Genomic DNA, 17,195 nt, shown 5'->3' on the forward strand with positions numbered 1-17,195 from the left:
TGAAAACCGAATTAAGTATGAGAAGAGGGGGAGATTAGATGCGGTTAATTATCTTACTATTACTGTTGGTTGGGACAGGCATTTTTATTATTCAAAATCAACAACCTGTGGTGCTTTATTTCTTAGGAACTGAGGCTAAAACCGCTTTATTATCCCTAACGCTGCCTTTAGGTCTGTGGGTGGTAATCTTTGCCCTAGCTGGAATTATTACCAGTTTACTAATACAACTATTAACGCGATCGCCCCGTCAACGTTCTGCCCCAAAATCCGTTAAGTCTCCTTCTCGTCCCCGTCCCCAAGAACCCCCAGAAACACCCTATCAACGATCTGAAGCAAAACGTTCTGATTGGGAGGTTCCCCCAAACCCTGAATGGGAAAAAACCCCCCAACCTGATGAGGATGAGGAGTGGAATATTGAAGAACCCCCCACAGAAAGGACTCAACCCTTCCAACCCTCCAAAACCCCGATTATTGAAGATCAGGCCTCGGAATTTGAAATGCCTCAAACTCCGAAAACCGTCTCCCGTCAAGGAACAATTTATTCTTATACTTACCGAGAATTAAGCGATCGCCGAGATCCTATCCCTCCTCAAGAACAGGAAATTCCTCCCAGTCCCTCTGATACCTCACCAACACCTCCGCCAAAATCTAACCCAACTAACCAAGTCTATGACGCAAACTATCGGGTGATTACGCCTCCCTATCAAACTCCTCCTAATTCTCCTAATTCTGAGTTTGATGAGGATGAAAATGAAGAAGGTTGGGTCTAGCAAAGGGAAACTTCACGGGACTGTTGCTTAACTTGGCCAAGCATCGCGGCCCGCTGAAGTTGGATAAAAGCATCAAATTCTTCTTGACTATAATGTCTTTTCAGCAGCCGTCTCAACCTGTCTTCTGCTTCTACGGTGAGATAACCTGTTTCTAACACTTGCTTAACGAGATCACATATATTGCCCATGATACGGAGTCCTATGATTGTCTATGAGGGAGTAACTACAACGTAGTTTGATAAATTAGTCGGGGTTGACTAGGCTAAAAAGTTAATACAACGTAGGTCTTCAAGGATTCGTAAATTTTTGATAAAGATTTGATAAAGTTGTCTTTCCCCTAGGATACCCAATTTTTGGTAAATCATCTACTTTTCTCTGGAGTAAGTCCCTGATTTTGGGGTAGGGTAAAGGATAGAGCTTCATTTTTCACAGAACACCATAACCATGCAGCAGTTACTTCAAGGGGTTAATATTTTTTTGATCGGGATGATGGGAACGGGAAAAACTACCGTTGGCCAGATTTTAGCCAAACGACTGGATTATCGTTTTTTTGATACAGATGTTTTAATTGAACGGGTGACAGGGCAAACTATTAATGATATTTTTGCCACCGACGGAGAAGACACCTTTCGGGACATTGAAACTCAAGTTTTGGCCGAGTTGGCCCCTTATACTAAAAGTGTTATTGCGACGGGAGGGGGGATTATTTTACAACAAAAAAACTGGAGTTATTTACATCATGGTTTAATTATTTGGTTAGATTCTCCTGTTGATCTCTTAATCAAACGTCTCGCTGAAGATACCACCCGTCCCCTATTACAAGCAACAGATTTAAACTTAAAATTAGCATCTTTATTAGAGCAAAGACGTTCTCTTTATGCTCAAGGTGATTTACAGATTAAGATTAATGATCAACAAACCCCTGATGATATTGTTACCCAAATTTTAGCAATGATTCCCACTGTCATTAAACCCAAGTTAGAAATTACCCAAAATAATAATTAATTGTAGGGGCGAACGGCTGTTCGCCTCTACCGATAACTGAGATAATGGTTAACAAGGTTCAGTGAATTTGACGATGCCTATCATTTCCTTCAACGACTACGATCGCAGTGAAGACTGATGACTTATAGGCTTAAATAATGCAAAGAATTATTACCACCGGAACTTTAATAATTTCCTCCATCATAGGATTAACAATTCTCTCTCATAAGGTTCAAGCTTCTCCTAGTTGCTATGGTATTGATCAAGCAGGCAATACCCTCGATTTATCTCACATTTGTTCCCCTTCTTCTGAGAGTAATTCATTGCCCTTAGCGCCCAGTAATAATCAGCCAATTCCTACCACAAAACCAGAAATAAATCAAGCCCCAACCGAGGAAAAAGATCCCCAAAAAACGGCAAGAGAGGAGTCAGATAAAGATTGGCAAGCTTGTTTTAATAGTCCCGCTTGTCGGGAAATTATGGAAGGAGAAAAACCCCCAGAAAAAACCCCTCATCAAGTCCGCATTGATCAAGTTCTCAATGGGGGAATGATTAAACAATAAACGGTTCCTAAAATTCAACTTCATCAGCAAAACTGGCCCAACGAACAAACTGAAATGCTCCAGCAATGGAACCCCACACCAATTCATTTGTCTCTAAATCAAAGCCACGATCGAGACTAATTAATTTATTTTCATCGACTTCAAAACTATTTTCTAAATAGGTTTCTTTTTCATTCCGAACAACCCGACAATTTCTTCCTGGTTTAACTACCCCTTTAAAACTGTTTCCTGTCCAATCAACAAACATATCACACCCCTGCATCACTTCTATATAGTCAGGGGTGAGTTTTTTTAACTTTTCTAAATCCCGCGAAGCACCTAAAAAAGCTTCTTCATCTTTCACCTTACAATTTTCTAATTCAATTCGCCCGTCTATTACCTTTAATTTAAGGACTCGTAACCGATAGGGACGGTTTAACATAAAGTCATAAGCTTGTTCTAAAAATAAACTTGGTTCGGGAAAATTTGCCAAAGGTAACGGACGAATACACACCCGAATATGAGCATAAAAAGGAGGATTTTCAAAGGCTTGTGCTTGATTACTAAAATCGGCACACATCCAACGGGCCAAGGTTTTTAGATCAGTCGGGTGAGACATATTTAATTAGGATTAATTAGACTTAACAATACACTTACAATGCTTTATTTTACCGCACCAGTCAACAAAATGTGCAGGTTTTGATTGTCAGCTTTCCTGAACTAAGTTCCCCAAAATGCTATTATTGTTAGCATGACTGGGAATCTATTCATTTTTGAGAAAATTTTTGTCCTTGGGGAGTCGCTAATTCAGCATATCCCGCTTCAATCAAAGCGCGATCGCGGATACGACAAGAATCACACAACCCACAGGGATCTACTCCCCCTTGATAACAAGACCAAGTTTTTGCCAAGGGAACACCCAATTTAATCCCACGTTTGATTATATCAACTTTTGTGTCCTCGATCAAGGGAGCGATAAGTTTGGGGGCTGTACCTTCAATTCCTGCTTTTGAGGAAAGATTGGCTAAAGTTTGATAAGCTTGGAGATAGTCAGGGCGACAGTCAGGATAGCCTGAATAGTCCACCGCATTTATACCTAAATAAATCGCTTCTGCACCTTTTGCTTCTGCGAGGGAAAGGGCGATCGCAATAAAAACCGTATTTCTCCCAGGAACATAGGTTGAGGGTATAATATCGGGTTTAATACCATCTTGGGGAAGGGATAAGGAGGTATCAGTTAAGGAAGAACCGCCCCATTGAGCTATGTTAACATCTACAATATAATGTTGAGTGATACCTAATGCTTGGGCAATAGTGGTGGCGGCCTCTAATTCCCGTTGGTGGCGTTGTCCGTAGCGCAAGGAAAGGGCAATTATATTATAACCTTGGGAAATGGCGATCGCGGCTGAGGTTGCTGAGTCTAAACCCCCTGATAATAAGACAACGGCTGATGGTTTATTGTTCATTGCTTTCTAAGGTTTTTCTTGTTTCTAAGGAGCGAAATCTTTTCTCTATATCTTCCTGATTTCTTAGTTGACTTTTTTGTAATTTTCGTTTACTGCTAATATTTGTGGGATAATTCCGAGACTTTCCTCAAAATTCATCGTTGAAACTACTGAATTACTAGCCTTATTAATTGTAAATTATTGTTGCTTGATTGGCTATCGCTTTTTTTTGATTTCATCTAAGGGTGGGCAAGGCAAAATATGAAGATTTTCTTTAAGTAGCTATTTTCTGTAATATTACTATTGCTATCAAACTAGAAATTAAATAGACTTGTGAGGGGAGTGGTTTTTTTGAACAAATTATTTGCAAATTTTTACACTTATGAAAACACACACACGGTCATTATGTCTTGTGACAATGGGATTAGGAATAGCTATGATCATGGAGACGAAACCAGCTAATGCTCTAAGTTTTAGTTTCCTTCAATCAGGATGGGACAATGGAGGAGAAGTCAGTGGAATGTTTTCAGGGGAAGATGGAAATAATGACAATATAATTTCACTGAGTGAAGTTTCCTCTTACATGATGAGTTTTAGTGGCAATTCAACCATAGGTACTTTCACTCACAACTTAGCAGATTTGCAGAGTTTTGATTACCAATTAGGGAGTAGCACTATTTTAGATATTTCTTCCAATAATGGTGTGGTTGCTTATGATGGGCAGTTCATGATTATTTCTCAAACACCTGATTCTATTGAAACTCTTGAGGAAGTTAGCGTTACGCAAAAAGTACCAGAACCTACTTCTTTAGTTCCAATAATTATTTTGGGTTTAGGATTATGTTTCAAACGAGAAAAGGAACAGTAACAGGTATTGACCCTTGGGTTAGAGGAATTCTCTACCAATAAACAGGGTAATACTGTTAATAAACCTGCTATTTGACACTCCACTAGCAGGGTTGTTTTGTTTTCCCTGAAGCTAAACCCTAAAGGTTTCAGCTATCAGGTCAAAGCCCGCCTTCGCGGGCTTCGTTTGTATAACACAAGGCTTTAGACTGAGAGAATATGAAAGAAGGAAAAAGCTCTTCCTAGACTATCGATAATAACTGAATCTAAGAGAGCAAAAAAGTTTTGAATATTAACTTCAACCTATCACCCTTTCTTCGGAATACTTATAATCAATCCTGCTACAGTTAATAAGGCAGCAACTAAACTACCTTCAGGAATACTTGTGGGGTCTGCTGTGGGGTCTACTGTGGGGCCTACTGTGGGGTCTCCTGTGGGGTCTACTGTGGGGCCTGGGGGGTCTCCTGCGGGGCCTGGGGGGGAAATAGGTAGTACATTAGTCATAGAAAAAGCCCCGATAAAAGCAGATGAGTTCTTAAACTGGGAATAGAATTTATGATTGACAGAATCAAACCAAAAGCCATCTCTCATTGTTGATGTATTTTGACCTAAATTATAAGCAGTTGCTTTTAAGCCACCAGTCTCTAGATTATATTCAAACTTTTGGATTGAGGCAGTTTCAGAAAAGTTAAGATTATAAGTGTTATTACCAGAGTCGGTAAAAGAAAAACTCGTTAAATCGCCAAAAGTCTTTAGTAAATTATTTTGTACTTGACTATCATCCCAACTAAAATTAATATTTCCTACGGTTTGGCCCGTATTATCTAAAATATTTTGATTGAGTGTTCCTGCATAAACCGAAGTCATAGGAGCAAGACTCAAAGCAATACCCATCCCTATACTAGTGCCTAATAACCCTAGACCTAGAGGTTTTAGTTGAGTTTTCATAATTAATTTCCTTTAGATATCGATTGGTGATCCTGCCTTAAGAATAGTTGCTTAATAATTTGTTCTCAGTGATTAAGATCACCTTAAAGGTGTGATTATAATCACCTGAGTTTGCCAAGATTCAGGTGACAGGAGAAGTCTATATAATTATAGCAGATCATAAAAGATTTTTATGATTAAATTCTTGATTTTTTCCCAAAAAATACTTAGACATCAATAAAAATACTTAGACATCAATTTTAGCAACCAAAAACTGCTAAACTAAAATAGTTTGTCTAAAAAACACTATTCATGGAAGATCTGAAAACTCGCCTAACCCAAGACCTTGCTGATGTCAACTGGCATGATATTAAACCTCATGCACAAAGAGATGCTGTCATTGTCGTTAATGAAAATTTAGACTTATTAGAGGTGGGAATTGCCATCGCAAAAGATGATAAAATTTCCGTTGAACATTGGATTACAGAACAATTAATAAATAAACCATCAAACCGACAATTAAGTGACTGGAATATTAATCCAAATCGATTATTTAAAACCCTGATTGTCCAACCTTTTGTATTAGTTCAAGAAATAATAATTGAAGGATAAAAGTCAATGCTGAGGGTAAAAAATTGAATCCAACTAATGCCCGTCAACTCGCTTTAAATATTCTCCGAGACATTGATCGACGCAACGCTTATACAGATATTGCCCTCGATCGCGCTTTAAAACAAACAAATCTGCTTCCAAGCGATCGCAGTTTATGCACAGAATTAGTTTATGGGATCATGCGTCGTCAGCGCACCCTAGACACCCTGATCGATCAACTCGGCAAAAAATCCGCCCAACAACAACCCCCAGACTTACGACGCATTCTACATCTGGGACTCTATCAACTGCGTTACCTCAACAATATTCCCCCTTCAGCAGCAGTTAATACCAGTGTAGAGTTAGCCGCCAAACAAAATCAGTTAAACCGCCTTTCAGGGGTCGTTAATGGTGTTTTGCGGCAATATATTCGACTGAGTAACACCCAAGATGATCCCTTAATCTTACCCCCGAACCCTACAGAAAAATTAGGCATTTTCTACAGTTTTCCTGACTGGATAATCGAAACCTGGCTTAAACAATGGGGAGAAGCAACCACCGCGCAACTCTGTGACTGGTTTAACCAACCACCTCCCATTGATTTGCGGATCAACACCTTACAAACCACCCTAGAGAATGTTGAAACCCTGTTAACCCAAGCTAACCTGACTGTTACCCGTCTTCCCAATTTCCCCCAAACCCTAAGATTAACCGGAAAAATTGGCGCGATCCAGAATTTACCAGGATTTAGAGAGGGTTGGTGGACAGTACAAGATAGTAGCGCACAATTAGTGAGTTATTTGCTTGATCCCCAACCAGGAGAAACCATTATTGATGCTTGTGCGGCCCCAGGGGGAAAAACCACCCATATTGCCGAATTAATGGGAGATCAGGGGACAATTATGGCCTGCGATCGCACCCCTTCCCGTCTCAAAAAAGTAGAGGCAAACGCCCAGAGATTACGCCTACAATCGATTAAAATTCTAGAAGGAGATAGCCGTCAACTACCACAATTTAGGGACACGGCTGATCGCGTCTTAGTGGATGCACCCTGTTCTGGATTAGGCACTCTCCATCGACACCCAGACATTCGTTGGCAGCAAACCCCCGAAAAAGTCCAGCAATTAGCCAGTTTACAACAAGAATTATTAACCCAAGCCGCCACCTGGGTCAAGCCCCAAGGAATCCTAGTTTATGCCACTTGTACCCTCAATGTGGTCGAAAATGAGCAAGTGATTCAGCAATTTTTAGCCACCCATTCCCCTTGGCAAATTCAACCCCCGTACTCTCATGCACTGTTTGCCCCTTTTATGACATCATCAGGGTGGTTACAAATATTACCCCATCAACATCATACCGATGGATTTTTTATGGTGAAGTTGAAGAAAGGTTGACAGAATCCCCATTTATTGCCCAAATCCTTCATCATGAATATAGACATAAAAAACACCAACTAAGGAACTAAGGTTAAAACAATGAATGCTCACAATAAAAATCAACAACTGCTTAAAATTCTCATTGGTGCTGCTTGGATTGATGGCATAATTCAAACAGAAGAACGGGATTATTTGCGGCGCATGGCCGAGAGTCATGGAGTCGCGGAAGATGCTGAATTAAAAAACCTTTTATCTGAATTAAAACCTGTTCAACCGGCCCAATTTTATCAATGGTTAGAAGAATATTTAGGAGATAATCCCACCCCTGATGACTATCAAGAATTACTTGAAAATTTGAGTGGTTTAATTTATAGTGATGGAGATGTACAAATGCAAGAAGCACAACTTCTAACTAAATTACAATTACTTGACCCCGCGCAAGATTCCGCTAAATCTGCTTTTGATAAGATGTTAAAAACCATTCAAAAGCTATATCGTAAGGCTATTACTCAAAAGATTTAAGCTCATTGAAAGTCAGAAAAAACCCTCACCCCAAAAACTAAAACTCAGGAAAAATGGGTGACATTAATGCAAAAACTTTCTGTCTATAAATGATTTGAGATTGACAAATAAGTTCAGCGTTAAAACTTGTCTAACTTTCGGTTATTATCGAGCTAATCTACTGAACTTAGCCCCGCTTCATTATCGAGCTAATTTATTGTCGTTTACCATGAATTTGTTAGATAGAGGAGTTAAAACATTGCTAGTTTGAATAACCATGAAATCCTTAGAAAATGGTTTAAGTAATATACGACTTGCTGTTTTAATTGACGCTGAAAATGTCAGTGCTAGTGTCATTGAACCCTTAATGCAAGAAATTGCAAAATATGGCACAGCTAATGTAAAAAGAATCTATGGAGACTGGACAAGTAATCAGTTAAATAGCTGGAAAAGTAAACTCAATAAATTGGCCATTCAACCCATGCAACAATTCCGATATACAGCAGGAAAAAATTCCACAGATAGTGCTTTAATTATTGATGCCATGGATTTACTTTATACGGGAAATTTTGACGGATTTTGTTTAGTTTCTAGTGATAGTGATTTTACTCGTTTAGCCTCTAGAATTAGAGAATCAGGCTTAATTGTTTATGGATTTGGCGAACGGCAAAAAACCCCAGAAGCTTTTGTTGTTGCTTGCAATAAATTTATTTATACTGATATTTTAGACAACAAAAAAGCCTCAAAAAATCAAGACTTAACCAGCAATAAACAATTATTAGAATTGCTTAAAAGTGCTTATGAATCCGTCGCTGATGAAGAAGGATGGGCCCATTTAGGGCCTTTTGGCTCACAATTAACTAAATTATCACCCTCCTTTGATTCCAGAAACTATGGCTACAAAAAACTAAGCGAATTAGTGCAATCAGTAGAAATTTTTGAAATCAAAAAAACTCGTTTTCATTTAACAATTAAACTACAATAAAGGTTTGATAATTATGGGAGAAATCAGAAACGCAACCCTAGAAGATTTAGCAGAGATTGTCGCCATTTATAATGCTAGTATTCCCAGTAGAATTGCTACGGGAGATCTGCAACAAATTTCCATTGAAAGTCGTTTAAATTGGTTTAAAGAAAGAGTTCATGAACGCTATCCTATTTGGGTCATGGAAATGGATAAAAAAGTTATTGGTTGGCTTAGTCTTCAACATTTTTATGGTCGTCCCGCTTATAAAAATACCGCAGAAATTAGCCTCTATATTTCCCCTAATCATCAACGTCAAGGAATTGGAAAAAAATTATTAAAATATGCCATTGAGCAAAGTCCAAAATTAGGATTAACAACTTTATTAGGTTTTATTTTTGCTCATAATCAACCAAGCTTAACTTTATTTCAAAAACATGACTTTCAACAATGGGGATATTTACCAAAAGTTGCTCAATTAGACGGAGAAGACAAAGATTTAGTGATTATGGGGCGTAACTTCGCTAAATGAGATAACTAAAAAAAATAGATAAAATACCCCGATTCTTGCCAATTTATTTTAAGATAAGATCAGCGTTTATTCCCAATCCAAAATCCTCATCGAATTCATGTTAACCCAATGCCAATGACAGTAAATTAGGATGATAAAATGACTCAAACTCATATTTCTGAATCCCAAATCCCAAATCCCAATGAATTAGAAAAAGCCGAAGAAGAAGAGTATGATTATTTTGACTATTTTTATGATGAACCTGGAAGTGAACCAGGAACCTTAAATATTGAACCTGATGCCCAACCTTCTCGTATTGTTTTAATTGATTATGATGCCGATCATGCCGTTCGTAAAGTTGATGTTATCCCCAAAGCATTAACCCCCTATTTAGGAACAAATACCATCTCTTGGATGGATGTTCAAGGGTTAGGTAGTGAAACCATTCTCAAGCAAGTAGGAGAAATTTTTAAGCTTCATCCTCTACTCTTAGAAGATATCGTAAATGTGCCACAACGCCCCAAAGTTGAAGATTATAATGAACAATTAATGATGATTGTGCAGATGGTTCGATCTACAGAAAATGATGAAGGATTTGAAAGTGAACAGGTAAGCTTTGTCTTAGGACGTAAATATTTATTGACTTTTCAAGAAGAAGAAATCGAAGATTGTTTTGATATTGTTAGGGAAAGAATTAAAGGAAATCAAGGAAAAGTTAGACAAGGAGGCCCCGATTATTTAATGTATTTGCTTTTAGATTCAATTATTGATGGCTATTTTCCCGTATTAGAAGCTTACGGCGATCGCATTGAAGACTTAGAAGATGAATTAGTCATTAAACCCAAAACCAGTAACCTAGAAGAAATTTATACTGTACGGCGAGAATTGTTGGCCCTGCGTCGTGCTATTTGGCCCTTGAGAAATGTTACCAATATTTTAGTTAGGGGAGAAAGTGATCTCATTAGTGCCGATGTGCAAATTTATTTTCGAGATTGTTATGATCACGTCATCCAATTATTAGATATTGTCGAAACCTATCGAGAATTAGCATCTTCATTAATGGATGTTTATCTATCTTCCATGAGTAATAAAATGAATGAGGTGATGCAAGTTTTAACCGTCATGTCTACCATTTTTATTCCCCTGACTTTTCTGGCAGGACTTTACGGCATGAATTTTAAATATATGCCCGAACTAGAGGGAAAATGGAGCTATTTTGTTCTGTTAGGGGTGATGTTATTGATCGCAGGAGGATTAAGCTATTTCTTTTGGCGACGAGGTTGGTTTGAGCCGTTTTATAGCCTCAAAAAAGATTAAAATAAGAAAGGAAAAGAGTTGGCGAGGGAGTTGCGGATTTGTCTGTCAGGCGAATCCGAGGAAAGTCCGGACTCTCGAAAGATCAGACTTGCTGGATAACGCCCAGTGCGCGTGAGCGTGAGGATAGTGCCACAGAAACATACCGCCTATTGTCAAATGGGTAAGGGTGCAAAGGTGTCGGTAAGAGCGCACCAGCAGCATCGTGAGGTGCTGGCTCGGTAAACCCCGGTTGAGAGCAAGGTCGGAGGGGCAAAGGTTGGTCTTTTTCCTGTCCCGTTTTAGGTGTACCGCAAGAGGCGTTTGGTAACAAGCGTCCCAGATAGATAACTCCCCATCAGAACAGAATCCGGCTTATGTCCGACTCTTTTCTTTTTCCCTACAATTATTATCCCTGGCTCCCATGACTCAACTTTCTCACCCCGATCAGCTAAAATCAGCGAATTCCCTAGAATTGGCCCAAGCCTTGGCGGAACAACTGACCATTACTCCTAATGACTGGCACCGTCTCAAAGGCGATCGCCAAGCCCAAGCTAAACAACAACTGGCCGCAGCTTTGGTCTTTTTACTCAAAGAACAGCCTCAAGAAGCCCTGGCACACTTAAATCAGGCAGCAGGATGGCTAGATCGTTCTGTTTCTCCCCTGCCCTGTCCTGGTCATGGTAACTCAAAATAACCCCATTAATTAAAACAGGTTAAGAAAGCAACGGTTGTCTCTGTTTGCCTTTCTTAACCTGTTTAGAAAGCTTTAATTGTGTGCCTTGTTGATCCCATTGGACTTGATCAAAAATTTCGTGAAGTAAACAAAATCCGCGGCCATGTTCAGATTCTTCTGGAGGGAGGTGATTAGTCTGACAGTCATCGCAGTCACAGTTATGAGTAAAGCCTTTTCCTTCATCTGAGATCAGCCAAGAATATCCTTCTTTTGTGACAGAAAATTTAACAACAATTGACTTACTGGGGTCTAAGTTATTTCCGTGTTTAGCTGCATTAACGAGAGCTTCTTGTAATCCTAGTCTAATTTCAGGTTTTAAGTCTGAGGGAATATTCGCTAACAATAAATCTAGCACTGGGCATAAAAAAAGCGTGGATGTAAAGCTCATTGTACTCCAGTTTCGCTTCGCGGGAGGTAGGGAAATAGCAATCATGCGCTGTCACCTCTAACTTAAAATTGTTTACAGAGATTTTGTCTTTGCTGTTTTCACAACAAGCCCTTTCATCATGTAATTCAGGCGAGAAAGGTATAAACTTCGGGGTTATAAAATAGCTAACACCGTTAGATCAGGGAATAAAGATAATTGAAAAATTTCTAACAAAGATAAGTGAGGTAAGAGTGGCATAACTGAATAGTTTACGTCGATTTTTTGGTTGTTTTGTACAAAGGTTTAGGCAGACATACACCGTCTCAACTTCAACTATGTTTAGACTATTTCCCAGTAGAAACTAGGGTTATCTGAGCAATGCCTGTTAAACACCACGCAAACAAAACTAGACTAATTTAACTAACTACTATCATCCTAACATATCACTTGATTTATGTCTAACCAGTGCCATTGCTTCAACATGAGCCGTTTGGGGAAAGAAATCCGCTGGTTGTACCCACAACAGTTCATACAGTTCCTCTTGACATAATTGTTGCAGATCACGGGCTAAAGTCGGAGGTTGACAGCTTATATAGACGAGATAAGCTGGTTGAATGTTTCTCAGAGTATCAATAACCGTGCGATCGCAGCCTTTACGGGGGGGATCTAACAACACAAGATCCGGGGAAAAATCCAGGTTTGGTAAGATAGTTTCGACAGTCCCTTCATGAAAGCTGACGTTATCAATATGGTTAATTTGGGCGTTGTTTCGCGCTTGCGTAATTGCCGTGGGGTTAACTTCAATACCGATAACTTCCTGGACTTGTTGGGCCAAAGGTAAAGTAAAAGTGCCAACGCCACAATAAGCATCAATAAGGCGTTCTTTTCCTGTGAGGTTAAGCTTAGTTAATAATACGTTTAAGAGGGTTTCTGCTGCTTCTGTATTAACCTGAAAAAAGGTGTCAGTCCCTAATTGAAATTCTAGGTTAGCAAAGGTTTCTTTAAGATAGGAATGACCAGCAATAATCGAGGTTTCCTCTCCAAAAATGGTGTTACCCCGTTCCGGGTTATAATTAAGGGCAACCCCCACTAAATTCGGATAGCGTTCTAACCAAATTTGGGCTTGTTGGTCAAGATTGGGTAAATTTTGTTCGGTACTAACTAAAGTCAGGAAAACTTCGCCCGTTCTTTTTCCAATGCGTAAGGCGAGATGTCTTAATTCTCCTTGATGGGTTTTTTCATTATAAATTGTCCAACCTTGTTGTTGGAGATCTCCTTTAATTTCTGCTAAAAAGGGGTTAAGACGGGGATCTTGTAGAGGACATTGGTTCAAGTTAATCAGTTGATGACTATTGCGTTGATAGTAACCTGCTTGAATGTTTCCGGTGGCAGAAAGTCCCAAGGGGTAGGTCGCTTTGTTACGATAGCCTAAGACTTCATCGGATGAGAGAATGGGATCAACTGGGGGATTTTCAAAACCACCAATGCGCTTTAATGCTTGAATAACTTGATTTTGTTTAGCTTGTTGTTGATAATGGGGATCAATATGTTGCCATTGACATCCCCCACATTTATCGGCAACGATGCAGCTAGGACGAATACGATGAGGAGAGGGGGATAATAATTGGTGTAATTTCCCGTAAGCGTATTGTCGTTTGAGGTGTGTCAGACGGACTAAAATGCGATCGCCTGTTACTGTATCAGGGACAAAAATTGCCCTACCCTGAAATTTACCGACACCATCTCCGCTGTGACTGAGATCGGTAATTTCTAATTCAATGAGACTGCCTTGTTGATAGTCTGAGTTCATAATTTAATCTAAGGGTAATTCTCGCCAGTCAGCACAGAAGTCATCCCAACACAGAATACCTTCTTTTTCAGGAAACCAGTCTGTTTCTTGAACTTTCACCCAAGCTTGATTAAGATGACTCCATAATTCGATCCCTGTTCCTGGGTTGCGATAGTGATGCACTTCTCCGCTACGGGTGACAATTTTCCAGTTTAGTCCATTTTCAGGATGGTCATATTCCATTGTTACTGTACAACTTTGGGAATTAACCAGTTGGTTGCCTTGACGATCATAACAGGTAGTCTGATGGATATTTTCTTCACTCACAGCGGTTAAGTTTGCCAGTAGGATAAGATTAATGGCCAGTCCAAATAACTGTCTCAAGGGTCTTTAGGATCTCTTTATCTATTGTAACTCAATCAAACAGGACTGACACAACTTTCCCTCTTTAATTACTGGAAATTCTGAACAGCATAAACTTTTTGAGTAATCGGATCTCTGACGATACCGAAGCCAAAATATTGATAATCAGGATTAAGTAGATTGTCTCTGTGTCCATCACTATACATCCAACTTTTTTGGAATTTTTCTAATAAACCATAATTTAAGACTGTCCCAGGATAACTTTCTTGATACATAATATTTTCCCCAATTCCTCCTTGTCCTCCCCTGTCATTAAATCTATCGGTTGGGGTCTTTCCTTCTGGGGTAATATGGTCATAATAATTCCGATTCAACATATCTTCTGCGTGACTTTGAGCTACTTGATTAATTAAAGGTTTTTCTTGTAAAGGTGGCAATCCATTAAGTCGGCGATCGCGGTTAACTAATTCAAGAGCAAAGGATTGAAGCTGAGATAAAGAGCGAGTAGGAAAACTATTACCAAGATTAGCAAAAGGTTGTCCAATTTGCCACCCGACACCCCCTGCACCATTGTTGAAGTAAAGATGCTCTTTCCCATAGTAAGCAACCATGCTAACTACCAAGATAATGCTAGGAAGGTATTGAAGAAATTGATGCTTTTTTCTGAGTCGGCGCATAAGATAAAAACTCATTCGGGGATTTTTCTTAGAATACCCAAGCCCTCTTGAAATCAAGCCATCTTTATTTTGTAGGAGTAATTGATGAATTACCCCTACGGAGGGGGCCTGTGAATAAGTTCAGTTAATCACCCCCTCAATCTAACCGTCAATTGTTACAGTTCTTTACTAACCTGAGTAAGAAAGCGGATCTCAATGGTAGGATTCCCTAAAATACCTTTTTGAGGGAATTAAAATTACCATGACAGAAGAGCTTAAAGGACAACTTCCCAAATTCGGTGGCAGCACCGGAGGCTTACTCTCGAAAGCCGAACGTGAAGAAAAATACGCCATCACCTGGACAAGCTCCACAGAGCAAGTCTTTGAAATGCCGACAGGTGGGGCCGCCATCATGAATGAAGGAGAAAACCTCCTATATTTAGCCCGCAAAGAACAATGTCTCGCACTGGGAACTCAATTACGGACAAAGTTTAAGCCCAAAATCCAAGATTATAAAATTTACCGCATTTATCCCAGCGGTGAAACCCAATATCTCCATCCTGCTGATGGAGTCTTCCCCGAAAAAGTCAATGAAGGTCGTGAATTTAACGGCAAGAAAGACAGAAAAATTGGGGATAACCCTGAACCTGTTACCCTTAAATTCTCTGGTAAAGCTCCCTACGACGTTTAATTAACGTTTAATTACCAATGTGGCCAGTAACCAATTAGGACAAATTAGGGCTAAATTATCGGAATAAACTGATAGTTATGAACTAAGAGAAAATGATTGGTAACTGGCCACTGCTCACAATTCAAGAAGTAAAAAGCGATAAAAGTTGACTTCAAACTTCTGACTGGTTGGTGAGCGATCGCCGAACCATTGACTTCAAACTTCTGACTTCGAGCGAAGCTATATATGATGTTCCCCGATTTTGAGCAGTTTTCCGGTTTAGCCAAGCAGGGTAATTTTGTCCCTGTTTATCAGGAATGGGTGGCGGATCTCGAAACCCCTGTTTCCTCTTGGTACAAGGTTTGTGCGGATCAACCCTATAGTTTTTTACTGGAATCAGTGGAAGGGGGCGAAAACCTGGGACGCTACAGCTTTTTAGGTTGTGATCCCGTTTGGGTATTAGAAGCAAGAGGACAAACCACTCGCCAAACCTATCGAGATGGTACGGTTAACGTATTTGAAGGCAACCCCTTTGAGATTTTGACAAATTGTTTGGCCACCATTAAACCCGTCACTCTACCGCAACTTCCCTCCGGTATCGGTGGTTTATTCGGGTTTTGGGGCTATGAATTAATCAATTGGATAGAACCCCGCGTCCCGATTTATCCCATCACCCCTGATGACTTACCTGATGGAGTGTGGATGCAAGTAGATCATCTGATTATTTTTGATCAGGTGAAACGGAAGATTTGGGCGATCGCCTATGCAGATTTACGCGATCCCGCAGTAAATCTGGAAGAAGCTTATCAACAGGCTTGCGATCGCGTGACAAAATTGGTCTTAAAGTTACAATTGCCCTTACCCGTTGAAGCCAAACCCTTAGAATTAAACCCAAAATCAGCAGAATCTGCTCCTCTCCCTTACCAAAGTAATACAGAACAGTCTCAATTTTGCGAAAATGTGCGCCAAGCGAAAGAATATATCCGTGCAGGGCATATCTTTCAAGTCGTACTTTCCCAACGCCTACAAGCCCATTATAGTGATAATCCCTTTCATCTTTATCGCTCCCTGCGCCTGATTAATCCTTCCCCCTACATGGCCTATTATAATTTTGGAGATTGGCAGATTATTGGCTCAAGTCCTGAAGTAATGGTCAAAGCCGAAAAAATCCAAGGAAAGCCCCTTAAAGCCACCTTACGCCCCATTGCTGGAACCAGACCAAGGGGTAAAACCTTCGCCGAAGATCAGGCCTTAGCAGAAGATTTATTACAAGACCCCAAAGAAATCGCCGAACACATCATGTTAGTGGACTTGGGACGGAATGATTTGGGCCGGGCCTGTTGTGAAGGCAGTGTTACCGTTGATGAATTAATGGTGATTGAACGCTATTCCCATGTCATGCACATTGTCAGTAATGTGATTGGTGAATTGGCCCCCAATAAAACTCCTTGGGACTTGTTTAAAGCCTGTTTTCCCGCAGGAACCGTCAGCGGTGCGCCGAAAATTCGGGCCATGGAAATTATCCATGAATTAGAACCAGAACGACGAGGCCCCTATTCAGGGGTTTATGGTTATTATGATTTTGAAGGACAGTTAAACACCGCGATCACCATTCGGACTATGGTGGTACGTCCTTTAGGGGGTAATCAACATTTGGTATCCGTACAAGCGGGGGCCGGATTAGTAGCAGATTCTCAACCAGAAAAGGAATATGAGGAAACCTTAAATAAGGCCAGAGGGTTGTTAGAAGCCATTCGTTGTTTAAGTTAATTAGTAAGTATTATTGAAACTCCTAGGGAGTGAAAAAAATCGGTAAAATTGATTAGGTTCTGATCCTTAGTCGTGGCGATCGCTGTTACTATTG

Annotated in this window: 21 protein-coding genes and 1 other RNA gene; 14 read left to right on the forward strand and 8 right to left on the reverse strand. The window is 39.9% G+C overall.

From position 1 onward, the window contains the following. Positions 1 to 38: 38 nt before the first annotated feature. Complete coding sequence (locus VB691_RS01555; protein WP_323289698.1) at positions 39 to 770, forward strand: LapA family protein; 732 nt, start codon at positions 39 to 41, stop codon at positions 768 to 770. On the opposite strand, the gene VB691_RS01560 is transcribed toward VB691_RS01555, so the two are convergent. Next, entirely contained in the window at positions 767 to 958 is a 192-nt protein-coding gene (locus tag VB691_RS01560; protein ID WP_323289699.1) for a hypothetical protein, read from the reverse strand. The two genes, VB691_RS01555 and VB691_RS01560, sit on opposite strands and share 4 nt — an antisense overlap. A 256-nt stretch (positions 959 to 1,214) precedes the next feature. Between VB691_RS01560 and VB691_RS01565 the strand changes: the two genes are divergently transcribed. After that, complete coding sequence (locus VB691_RS01565) at positions 1,215 to 1,775, forward strand: shikimate kinase (RefSeq protein ID WP_323289700.1); 561 nt, start codon at positions 1,215 to 1,217, stop codon at positions 1,773 to 1,775. 137 nt (positions 1,776 to 1,912) lie between these two features. Beyond that, positions 1,913 to 2,317, forward strand: a complete 405-nt coding sequence (locus tag VB691_RS01570) for a shikimate kinase (RefSeq protein ID WP_323289701.1) — start codon at positions 1,913 to 1,915, stop codon at positions 2,315 to 2,317. Positions 2,318 to 2,324: 7 nt separating this feature from the next. Here VB691_RS01570 and VB691_RS01575 read toward each other — a convergent pair whose 3' ends face one another. Together VB691_RS01575 and queC are read right to left on the reverse strand one after the other, a co-directional pair. Beyond that, positions 2,325 to 2,915 (reverse strand): chromophore lyase CpcT/CpeT, encoded by a 591-nt coding sequence (locus VB691_RS01575; protein WP_323289702.1) that lies wholly within the window; start codon positions 2,913 to 2,915, stop codon positions 2,325 to 2,327. A gap of 148 nt (positions 2,916 to 3,063) precedes the next feature. After that, complete coding sequence (queC, locus tag VB691_RS01580; RefSeq protein ID WP_323289703.1) at positions 3,064 to 3,762, reverse strand: 7-cyano-7-deazaguanine synthase QueC; 699 nt, start codon at positions 3,760 to 3,762, stop codon at positions 3,064 to 3,066. A gap of 421 nt (positions 3,763 to 4,183) precedes the next feature. Here queC and VB691_RS01585 point away from each other — a divergent pair, with 421 nt between their 5' ends. Continuing rightward, the gene (locus VB691_RS01585) at positions 4,184 to 4,609 is read left to right on the forward strand and encodes a PEP-CTERM sorting domain-containing protein (protein WP_323289704.1); all 426 of its coding nucleotides are present in this window, start codon (positions 4,184 to 4,186) and stop codon (positions 4,607 to 4,609) included. Between the two features lie 284 nt (positions 4,610 to 4,893). Here the strand turns inward: VB691_RS01585 and VB691_RS01590 are convergent, their stop codons facing one another. After that, a complete protein-coding gene (locus VB691_RS01590; protein WP_323289705.1) occupies positions 4,894 to 5,535 on the reverse strand; it encodes a hypothetical protein in 642 nt (213 codons plus the stop codon). A 291-nt stretch (positions 5,536 to 5,826) separates the two neighbouring features. Here VB691_RS01590 and VB691_RS01595 point away from each other — a divergent pair, with 291 nt between their 5' ends. The 8 genes from VB691_RS01595 to VB691_RS01630 all read left to right on the forward strand — a co-directional run bounded on the left by VB691_RS01595 (position 5,827) and on the right by VB691_RS01630 (position 11,447). Further along, positions 5,827 to 6,126, forward strand: a complete 300-nt coding sequence (locus VB691_RS01595) for a DUF2288 domain-containing protein (protein WP_323289706.1) — start codon at positions 5,827 to 5,829, stop codon at positions 6,124 to 6,126. 23 nt (positions 6,127 to 6,149) lie between these two features. Next, positions 6,150 to 7,499: a 16S rRNA (cytosine(967)-C(5))-methyltransferase gene (locus VB691_RS01600; RefSeq protein WP_323289707.1), complete on the forward strand. Its 1,350-nt coding sequence runs from the start codon at positions 6,150 to 6,152 to the stop codon at positions 7,497 to 7,499. A gap of 81 nt (positions 7,500 to 7,580) precedes the next feature. Then, positions 7,581 to 8,003 (forward strand): TerB family tellurite resistance protein, encoded by a 423-nt coding sequence (locus tag VB691_RS01605; protein ID WP_323289708.1) that lies wholly within the window; start codon positions 7,581 to 7,583, stop codon positions 8,001 to 8,003. 256 nt (positions 8,004 to 8,259) lie between these two features. Further along, positions 8,260 to 8,967 carry an NYN domain-containing protein gene (locus tag VB691_RS01610; protein WP_323289709.1) on the forward strand — a complete coding sequence of 236 codons (708 nt, stop codon included), beginning with the start codon at positions 8,260 to 8,262 and terminating at the stop codon, positions 8,965 to 8,967. Between the two features lie 13 nt (positions 8,968 to 8,980). After that, positions 8,981 to 9,478: a GNAT family N-acetyltransferase gene (locus VB691_RS01615; RefSeq protein WP_323289710.1), complete on the forward strand. Its 498-nt coding sequence runs from the start codon at positions 8,981 to 8,983 to the stop codon at positions 9,476 to 9,478. Positions 9,479 to 9,616: 138 nt separating this feature from the next. Further along, a complete protein-coding gene (gene corA, locus VB691_RS01620; RefSeq protein WP_323289711.1) occupies positions 9,617 to 10,774 on the forward strand; it encodes a magnesium/cobalt transporter CorA in 1,158 nt (385 codons plus the stop codon). A gap of 14 nt (positions 10,775 to 10,788) precedes the next feature. Beyond that, positions 10,789 to 11,143, forward strand: an RNA gene (gene rnpB / locus VB691_RS01625) — RNase P RNA component class A. Positions 11,144 to 11,174: 31 nt separating this feature from the next. After that, a complete protein-coding gene (locus tag VB691_RS01630) occupies positions 11,175 to 11,447 on the forward strand; it encodes a DUF6439 family protein (protein ID WP_416244559.1) in 273 nt (90 codons plus the stop codon). 19 nt (positions 11,448 to 11,466) lie between these two features. Here VB691_RS01630 and VB691_RS01635 read toward each other — a convergent pair whose 3' ends face one another. The 4 genes from VB691_RS01635 to VB691_RS01650 all read right to left on the reverse strand — a co-directional run bounded on the left by VB691_RS01635 (position 11,467) and on the right by VB691_RS01650 (position 14,697). Beyond that, positions 11,467 to 11,919: an anti-sigma regulatory factor gene (locus VB691_RS01635; RefSeq protein WP_323289712.1), complete on the reverse strand. Its 453-nt coding sequence runs from the start codon at positions 11,917 to 11,919 to the stop codon at positions 11,467 to 11,469. A 364-nt stretch (positions 11,920 to 12,283) separates the two neighbouring features. Continuing rightward, positions 12,284 to 13,663 carry a 23S rRNA (uracil(1939)-C(5))-methyltransferase RlmD gene (rlmD, locus tag VB691_RS01640; protein WP_323289713.1) on the reverse strand — a complete coding sequence of 460 codons (1,380 nt, stop codon included), beginning with the start codon at positions 13,661 to 13,663 and terminating at the stop codon, positions 12,284 to 12,286. A 3-nt stretch (positions 13,664 to 13,666) separates the two neighbouring features. Continuing rightward, positions 13,667 to 14,026, reverse strand: a complete 360-nt coding sequence (locus VB691_RS01645; RefSeq protein ID WP_323289714.1) for a hypothetical protein — start codon at positions 14,024 to 14,026, stop codon at positions 13,667 to 13,669. A 68-nt stretch (positions 14,027 to 14,094) separates the two neighbouring features. Continuing rightward, positions 14,095 to 14,697, reverse strand: coding sequence for a CAP domain-containing protein (locus tag VB691_RS01650; RefSeq protein WP_323289715.1), 603 nt, complete (start codon positions 14,695 to 14,697; stop codon positions 14,095 to 14,097). 226 nt (positions 14,698 to 14,923) lie between these two features. Here VB691_RS01650 and VB691_RS01655 point away from each other — a divergent pair, with 226 nt between their 5' ends. Next, a complete protein-coding gene (locus VB691_RS01655) occupies positions 14,924 to 15,352 on the forward strand; it encodes a photosystem I reaction center subunit II PsaD (protein WP_323289716.1) in 429 nt (142 codons plus the stop codon). A gap of 225 nt (positions 15,353 to 15,577) precedes the next feature. Continuing rightward, positions 15,578 to 17,101: an anthranilate synthase component I gene (trpE, locus tag VB691_RS01660; protein WP_323289717.1), complete on the forward strand. Its 1,524-nt coding sequence runs from the start codon at positions 15,578 to 15,580 to the stop codon at positions 17,099 to 17,101. Positions 17,102 to 17,195 lie beyond the last annotated feature (94 nt).

It is taken from the genome of Crocosphaera sp. XPORK-15E, assembly GCF_034931425.1.
Lineage (GTDB): Bacteria > Cyanobacteriota > Cyanobacteriia > Cyanobacteriales > Microcystaceae > UHCC-0190.